Source organism: Halomonas sp. 707B3, assembly GCF_024158645.1.
Lineage (GTDB): Bacteria > Pseudomonadota > Gammaproteobacteria > Pseudomonadales > Halomonadaceae > Vreelandella > Vreelandella lionensis.
In genome coordinates this window covers 1-7120 of record NZ_JAMZBE010000163.1, presented here as the reverse complement: position 1 = coordinate 7120, position 7120 = coordinate 1, and the positions used below count along the sequence as shown (strand labels likewise).

The window sequence follows — 7120 nt, the reverse complement described above, 5'->3', positions numbered from 1 at the left end:
CAGTTCGGTAGTGGCGTAAGGCTGCTCGGCCCCATTCAGGAACGCTAGACGATCGGTAATCGCCGTCGACGCAGATTCCGCGACACTCTGGCCACGCGCATCGGCATAGACGCGATTAACGACCGGCTCCGCCGTGGCTTCTGCGGTAATGCGCGACATACCCCACGCCCACGTCGCGTAGGGGATACCGCCATTAAGAAGAACGCCGTTAAGCGGAGCCGTCATCACTTAGCCCTTAGCGTAGGATGACTTGCAGGCCACCAATGTCGATCGAGAGAACGTCATTGATTTCCAGGGTCTTACCCACGGTAAACTCGCCGTGATACAGCATGTTGCCGGTGGTTTGGGCATCGAACAGCGCGTAGTGCGTGATCGTCACGGAACCATCGGCAATCGGTGGGAACTGAATCACCTTAGCGTTGGATACGGCCATGCCCTCACCGGATACCGTGGGGGAAGTCCAGCCAGAGCTAATGGCCCCACCCTTCGCCATATCCTGGCGGACGTAGGCAGAGTCCATTAGCTCACTGCCGGTCACAGCGTCCGTCGGGTTAGACGTGAACAGTGCCAAGTAGATCGTGGCCGGTGTCGATAGCGCCTGACCGCGAAGCGTGTGGTTGAGTACACCCGCTTCGAGATAGTCGGAAAAAGCTGCCATTGTGTTGCCTCGCGAGAATTATATAAGCAGTGCGTATATTGTACGACATAAAGCCCCGCTGCGACAGCAACGGGGGTGTTTGTCAAGGCACTATTTTGTTCCACACTCCTGGGAACTGGTTGGCGATCGGGAGCATCTGCCGCGTCTTATCTAGCGCCTTCTCCCCAAAGCTCGCATCAGCACCCCAGTCGAGTAGCATTTCCATCTTGGCGAACACCGGCGACACCGAGCCAAGCGGCGAGTAGCCCCAATCCGACTGCTGCCGTGCCGATAGCACCATTTCAAGCGGGCCGAAACCACCGGCGCGGCTGAATAGGTACTGGCTGTAGCCCGCCACGCCGCCGTAGTCGTCAATGTCCTTGCCCTGGCGACCAGACGTTAACGGGCGCATCCACTCACGAATCTCGGTGCCCAACATGGCTAACGGAATCGTCGCTATGGCAAACGCCATAAAGGGTGCCGCCACCATGAACGCTTTTTGCTCAGCCCGAAGCCCTTGGCCACGTACCCATTGCCGCTTCGCCTGCCGCCACATGCCCATCAAGATGCCTTCGCCGTAGGCGTACATATAGCGTTTGATCATCCAGAACGCTTTGAGGTACGGGTTGTTGAACCAGCCAGGGTTTTGGAACTTGCTGGGGTACGAACTGCCCTCGTACATGAACTGCGTCAGCGCGGCCTGTACTTTTTCAGCGGTGGCGTTAGTTGCGCTGTCCGCGTCGGCTGACCACACAGGGCGACCGGCCTGATCCCAAGCCCGAACGTCATCCGGTGTCACGCCAAGTTGGGCAAGCGCCTGGGTGTCACCCACTTCGGCGCTGTTGATTAGATAGCGGATGCCGAAAGAAATACCCATCGCACGGGAAACATCAGTGATCACTTTCTGGCCGTTGTACTTGAAGAACGCCGTGCCGATCTTGTTCAGCGTCGATGACTCGTAGCTGTCACCCATCGACTGCCACATGATGCGTTCGGCACCGTCGCTCAACACGTTGCCTGCGGCCTTGGCAAACCGACGCGCTTCCCCGAACCCGCGGATACCTTCGAGTAACCCTACCCGCCCGTGTGCGCGGACAGCAGGCAGGCCGATTTCGGGGATAGAGGCGATACCGGAGAACGCCAACACCGTCCAGCTTACCCACGCCGTGACCCAATCGTTAACGTTGCGTAACCCACGCGGCATCCGGCTGGTCTTACGCCCCATGACCCCATCCAACATATCGCGGATGTCGGCCACCGCCTCGGTGCCGTGTTGCGCGGCCACTTCTTCCATCAGTAGGTGGAACTCACCGTTGGGGTCAAAGTAGCGACCATCACGAGCCAGCCCCAATTCGTTAACCAGTGTGTTGTTGGGGTCATCACGCCCAATCAACTTGCGGTTTTCGGCCATGTGGTCAGACACTTGGCGCGTGTAGCCACCGAAGTTAGCCTCCCACGCCGTGCGTTTAGCCAAGCCGTCGATGAAGTGATAGAACACCGCCTCGGATGGCTCGGCAAGGAACCCAGCTTCCCGTAGTCGCGCCGTACCAAGCACATCGACCATGTGGCGGGTGGTATCGTGGTAGGACACCGGCAACCCAGGTGCAATCGCGAACTCGCTCTGGCCGTGGTTATCCAGCAACAGGTTAAGGCGCTCGCTTAGCTCTTTCTCGCTCGCTTGGGGGTACGCCTCGCGCATCAACGCGCTAAACGCCTGCCGGTCTTTGTCCACCGCAAAGTGATCCATGGCAACCGGAGGGCGATTGCCGTCAAGGATGGTTGAGCGGAAGCCGTTCTGGCGTGCATTCGACGTGATGGCCTTTACCGCACGGGCTAGCGCCGCCGCGCCCTTTTTGTGAGTGCGACCCATCTCAAAGTCGCGGAACGCCTCGCGCAGTGCGGCTTCTTTCTCCTTGCCCTTGAACGCGCCTTTGATGCCAGCGGCTTTGTACACTTCCTCGAACGTGCGCTCCATCTGACCTGTCCAGCGGTCACGAGCGCTATTGGTCATCTGCTGCCACCCTTGGATACCTTTGGACGACATATCAGTGGCGCTGCGCGGGAAAAGACGCTTGGCAAGCTCCATGTTGTAGCTTTCGATGCGCCCAATAACCGTGCGTACCAATCGACCACCGGCCTCTGCTACGGTGCCAGGGGCCGTGTGTTTTTTGGCAAACGCCTTCATGCGTATGTTAAGCGCCTGGGCCTGCTGCACATCGGCCTGGGTCGGGCCATCGTAGTTTTCGATGGTGAAGTCAGCCGTGCGCTCTAACAAGCGGGATTTCAAAGCGCGTTTTTTAGCGGCCTCAACACGCTGCTCTATTTGCTTCCTAGACCTCGAAACCTCCGCACGAGCGTTCATCAATTCGTTACGTGTGGCTGTACCTTTTTTGTAGCCCGCTTCGATGTCAGCTAACTGTGCCTGTAAATCAGCCCACTCTGCGCGGTTATCGGATCGGAATTTTGAATAACGCGCATTGATCTCGGCGCGAGTGAGTAAACCTCTCGACGCGGCGATCTGCCCTTCGCGAATAGCGTTGGCAAACTGAGCAAAGCTGCGAGTGCGGGTAAAGCGCGGTAGTAGGTGCTGGATGCGTGACCATAGCCCTCGCATTAGTTCCGCCAATCGTGTGAACGGCGTCACCTGCCCATTAGTCGCCATACCTAACGCACGGGTGATCATTTCGTTAGCCGCTTGGTCGGCAAACCACTCCTTGAACAACGATGGGTCGGCCATCGGGTCAAGCTCGGTCTGGCTAGTGAATGCCGCGTACAGCGCCTCGCGGTGAGTACGATTCGATGCTAGCGAAGTAGCATAGTCGTCAAACACCATGTGGCCGAGTTCATGGCCCAACTGGTGGTACCAACGAATGTTGGCAGCGCGGCCACGTTTAGGCATCGGCGGCAGCGACACCAGTACGAAGTCACCCATCGGCATATAAAGCGCGTGCTTGCCCGCCTGCGCGCGCTTTAACTCTGCAACGGCTGTCTTGCGCTGCTTCTCGTCGAGTAGACGGTGTTTCTGGATATGCTGGCTAATCTGATCGGCACTTTCACCTACGGTAATCATCACGGGGCGACCCGTAGAGCGGAAGTCATTCACGGCCTGAGCGACAAATGATTCGACGGCGGTAGGGTCGGCGGAACCAATAACACGGAAGCCGCTTTCACCAAACGCCGCATTCAATATATCGGCACGAGGTGTCTCAGGTAGCGGTGTGCCCACCGACTGTACCCGTTTACGAGCCTGATGCTTCTGGAACGCCTCTTTGTGGGCGGGTGATGCAAACCCTCGCGTATTCTGGAAAACGTAGGTAGCGTCGCCATCCACCCAGGTTTTGCGCAAAGACGCCTGCTTGCTATATAGCTCCTCCAGCAGCATGGTGTGGTCTTTCTGCGCAACAATGCGCTCGACCTTGCCGCCAACCGCTTTGTAGTTTTCAACCTGCTGACGCAGCGCACGAGCGCGGGCACGGTTAGGGATCACTACGGTGCGGAGGATTTCTAACGGGTCAACCTCGGCAACGCCAGGATCAGCCTCGTCGCTAGATAACGGGCCATCGTCCGATGTCGGCATCTCCGCCATCGCCATCTCGCCCGCCTCGTTGATGTACGCCTGCTGGGGTCGACCTTCCGCATCGAAGTCGCCACGTACCGGCTCGTTGAATTTACCGTAAGGGATATACTCAGGGCCGGTTTCGTCACCAATGCGGGGGCGGCTGTTGGTAGTAGCCTCCTGGCCGCTAGTACCAAACGCCACTTCGACCAGCTTCTCGGCTTCTGCATAAGCATCGTCATACTGGTAGCCTTCGGCCATCAGTTGTGACGCCATGATATCGACACCAATATCCTTGTCCGACGCCACACGTCCGATCTCGCCAAGACGGTTGTTGATCGCCTTGGCGCGAGCGATGCCTGCACTGTAACGATCCGCTAATACACGGAACGAAGTCGCCCCACCCAAGTCCTGGTCAATATCGACACCGAGGGGGTTACCCTTGTGTGACCAGCCGCGTAGGCCCATACGTTCGGCCTCCGTCTTATTTAACGTGTAGCGACCGGCAATACTCTTACGGCGGTCAATCTCCGACAGATCAACCGTGGTCGAAACAGTATCTAGCTCCTTACCTTCTAAAAGCAGCCCAAGCGTGCGTTCGGCAGACTCGACCTTTGTGTTGAGGTCTTGGAGCGATTGCTTGGCACGGTTAACCGTATCAAGGTGCGCTTCGTACTTGCCGCGAAGCATATCCAGTTCGGCTTCACGGGCTTTGGCAGCGGCGGATGAAACCGGCGCGTTTTCCAGTTCTTGAAGCTCACGGTAGGCAAGCTCCGATTGCTCCGTGGCCATCTGGATAGGGTTAGTATGCTCGGCGCTGCTAGGCTCTGTGTACTCACGGCGCTGGGCCTTGAGCTTATCCAGATGCTTCTGCATATCAGCAGCCAGCGTTTGTTTGTCGCGCACGTTGAATGCGCGTAGCTGTTGGGTAGTCTCATCCAGGCCCGCGACCCGATCGCCTGTGTCCCCAGGCATACTGTTTATGTTGCGGATCACGTCGCCGATATCCAACAACGTCGCGGCACGGACATCGGGGGCGACGTTATCTAACCCGTTGGCAATGCGCCCGACCAACTGCGTCAGTGCTTTTCGCAGCGCTGACTGCTGCTCGTTGAGCGCTTCAAGTTCGTTACCAAGCCGCGCCGCCTCTTGGGTATCGCCGAGCGCCTGCATATCGGCCTGCAACGCCTCGCCATAGGTCACAGTGGCGTTGCTACCCTCAAAGATCACCGTGTCGTCGTTGATGAAGTAGTCAGAACGTAGTGACTGGACGAACGATGGTCGCTCTCCCCCAGGCAATAAAGCAGAGGACTCTGGGCCGTTAATCATCCGCTGGAGGTTGGCTTTCAGGTTAAGTAGCGCGGTACGCGCATCCGCCGCTGCCGGTAAACCGGACTGGCCATACTCCGCAAGCGCGATGGCGTCGAACGCGTGATACTGCTCAACCCCCAACACGGTGCGAACCTCCAACGATGTTAGGTTGCGTCCTTTCAAGCGACGTGTGCGCTCAGTGGACTTTACCCGCTGGCGATCTTCGGGGCTGGTACCGGCAAGGTTCGGTTCACGGACAGGTTTGTAGGCACCGGACTCGTTACGTACAAAACGAGCGCCTTCCAAATGCTGGCCGAAAAACAGGCTGTCGGACGCTTCCTGCTCCCCGCGCTCCTGTACCCGCGTGTTGGAAACACCCGATGCGCTGGCTGTCTCGAAACGGGCTGGGGCGCTATTGCTCGCAACAAACGCCGCCACATCCTCGGTGATGGGCAGGTTTTCAGCAAACGCACGGGGAGAGTCCAGCGCTAACTGTTGGAAGTTATCAAACGCGGCCTGTTGAGCCTCCTCCGAGGTAGTGCCGTTGTTGGCGAGGATGTTGCGGAAAATCGCCGCGCCGTCGAGTAAACCGGCGTTAATACGGGGCATTTCCACACCAGGGCGCGGGGGCATAAACGTGTCACGCACGACGTTGAACCCTGGGCCGCTGGTCTGTCCGGTCAGGTAAGCGTAAAGCGCAGTCGCACCCGTGGCGCGAATGGCCTCTTTCTTCAACGCCTCGTTGTCGTCAGGAACGCCCAAATCCTCTGCGGTCAAGGAACCATCCGACTCGGCAAATGGGTCAGCGTCCGCAGGCAACGCTTTGTCGCTGTCTACTTGGGGGCGACGCCTTGGAGGCGTAGGTGAGGACGCCGCTTGTGCAATACCCTCGGCATTACGGGCCGTGTACTCAGGCGTTGCAACGTCACTCTCCGTCGCACGGCGTAGAAGCGATGCCATGCGATCTGAGCCACCGAACGAGCGAGTGCCTTCCTCAACGCCATCGGGTGTCGCTACGAAATCATCGTCTTTGGGTAAAGCACGGGGGCGCGGCTGAGCATCCTGGGCAGGAAACGCCTCGGCGACCGTGTTGCGTGACGCGCCCTGGCCGCGCATCTTGGTCTGCTCAACCGCACTACGTAACGCAGCCGTGTCCACGCCTTCCGACTGCTCGGTGGCATAGTTCAGGTTTTTTACGCCAAGTAGCTGGGCTGTTTGGGCCAGCGTAGCGTCATCCATTGCCGTCAGGCGCTTGCGAACTTCGCTCTGGCTGGGTAGCGCGTCGCGGACGGCGTTCTGATAAGCGGCGTTTGTTGGGAAATCGCCACGGCGAAGCTCAGCCACCTCCGGTACCACGGAAGCAAACAGGCTCATATCGCCAGGAACCGGCGACGTTTGGAAAGTGCCTTTCTTATCGGCACGCACGTTATCTTTCCACTGACGGAGCTTCGCTGCGATGCCGGATGTAGCTAGCTGACGCTGTTGCGTGTTGTCACCCTCCCGAAAGCCACTGACCTTTTTGGGAAGGTTCTTGAGTCCCATGGCGCGGGCCACTTGCTCAAGCTGCGACAAGTCCAGGTCGCTAATACGGCGGTCACCGAGCGCGTCCCGCAACG

General features: G+C 58.5%; 3 protein-coding genes. All 3 read right to left on the bottom strand.

What is annotated here, in order from left to right:
- Positions 1-225: hypothetical protein (locus BIS10_RS16105; RefSeq protein WP_253506667.1), on the bottom strand; the 225-nt coding region annotated here is incomplete at its 3' end.
- 10 nt (positions 226-235) lie between these two features.
- Positions 236-658, bottom strand: coding sequence for a hypothetical protein (locus tag BIS10_RS16100; RefSeq protein ID WP_253506664.1), 423 nt, complete (start codon positions 656-658; stop codon positions 236-238).
- 82 nt (positions 659-740) lie between these two features.
- On the bottom strand, positions 741-7076 hold the full coding sequence (locus BIS10_RS16095) for a hypothetical protein (RefSeq protein WP_253506661.1): 6336 nt from the start codon (positions 7074-7076) through the stop codon (positions 741-743).
- Positions 7077-7120 lie beyond the last annotated feature (44 nt).

What these genes read in the sequence shown, in the direction of transcription:
- BIS10_RS16100 (WP_253506664.1), bottom strand. Translation starts at nt 658, where the DNA reads ATGGCAGCTTTTTCCGACTATCTCGAAGCGGGTGTACTCAACCACACG.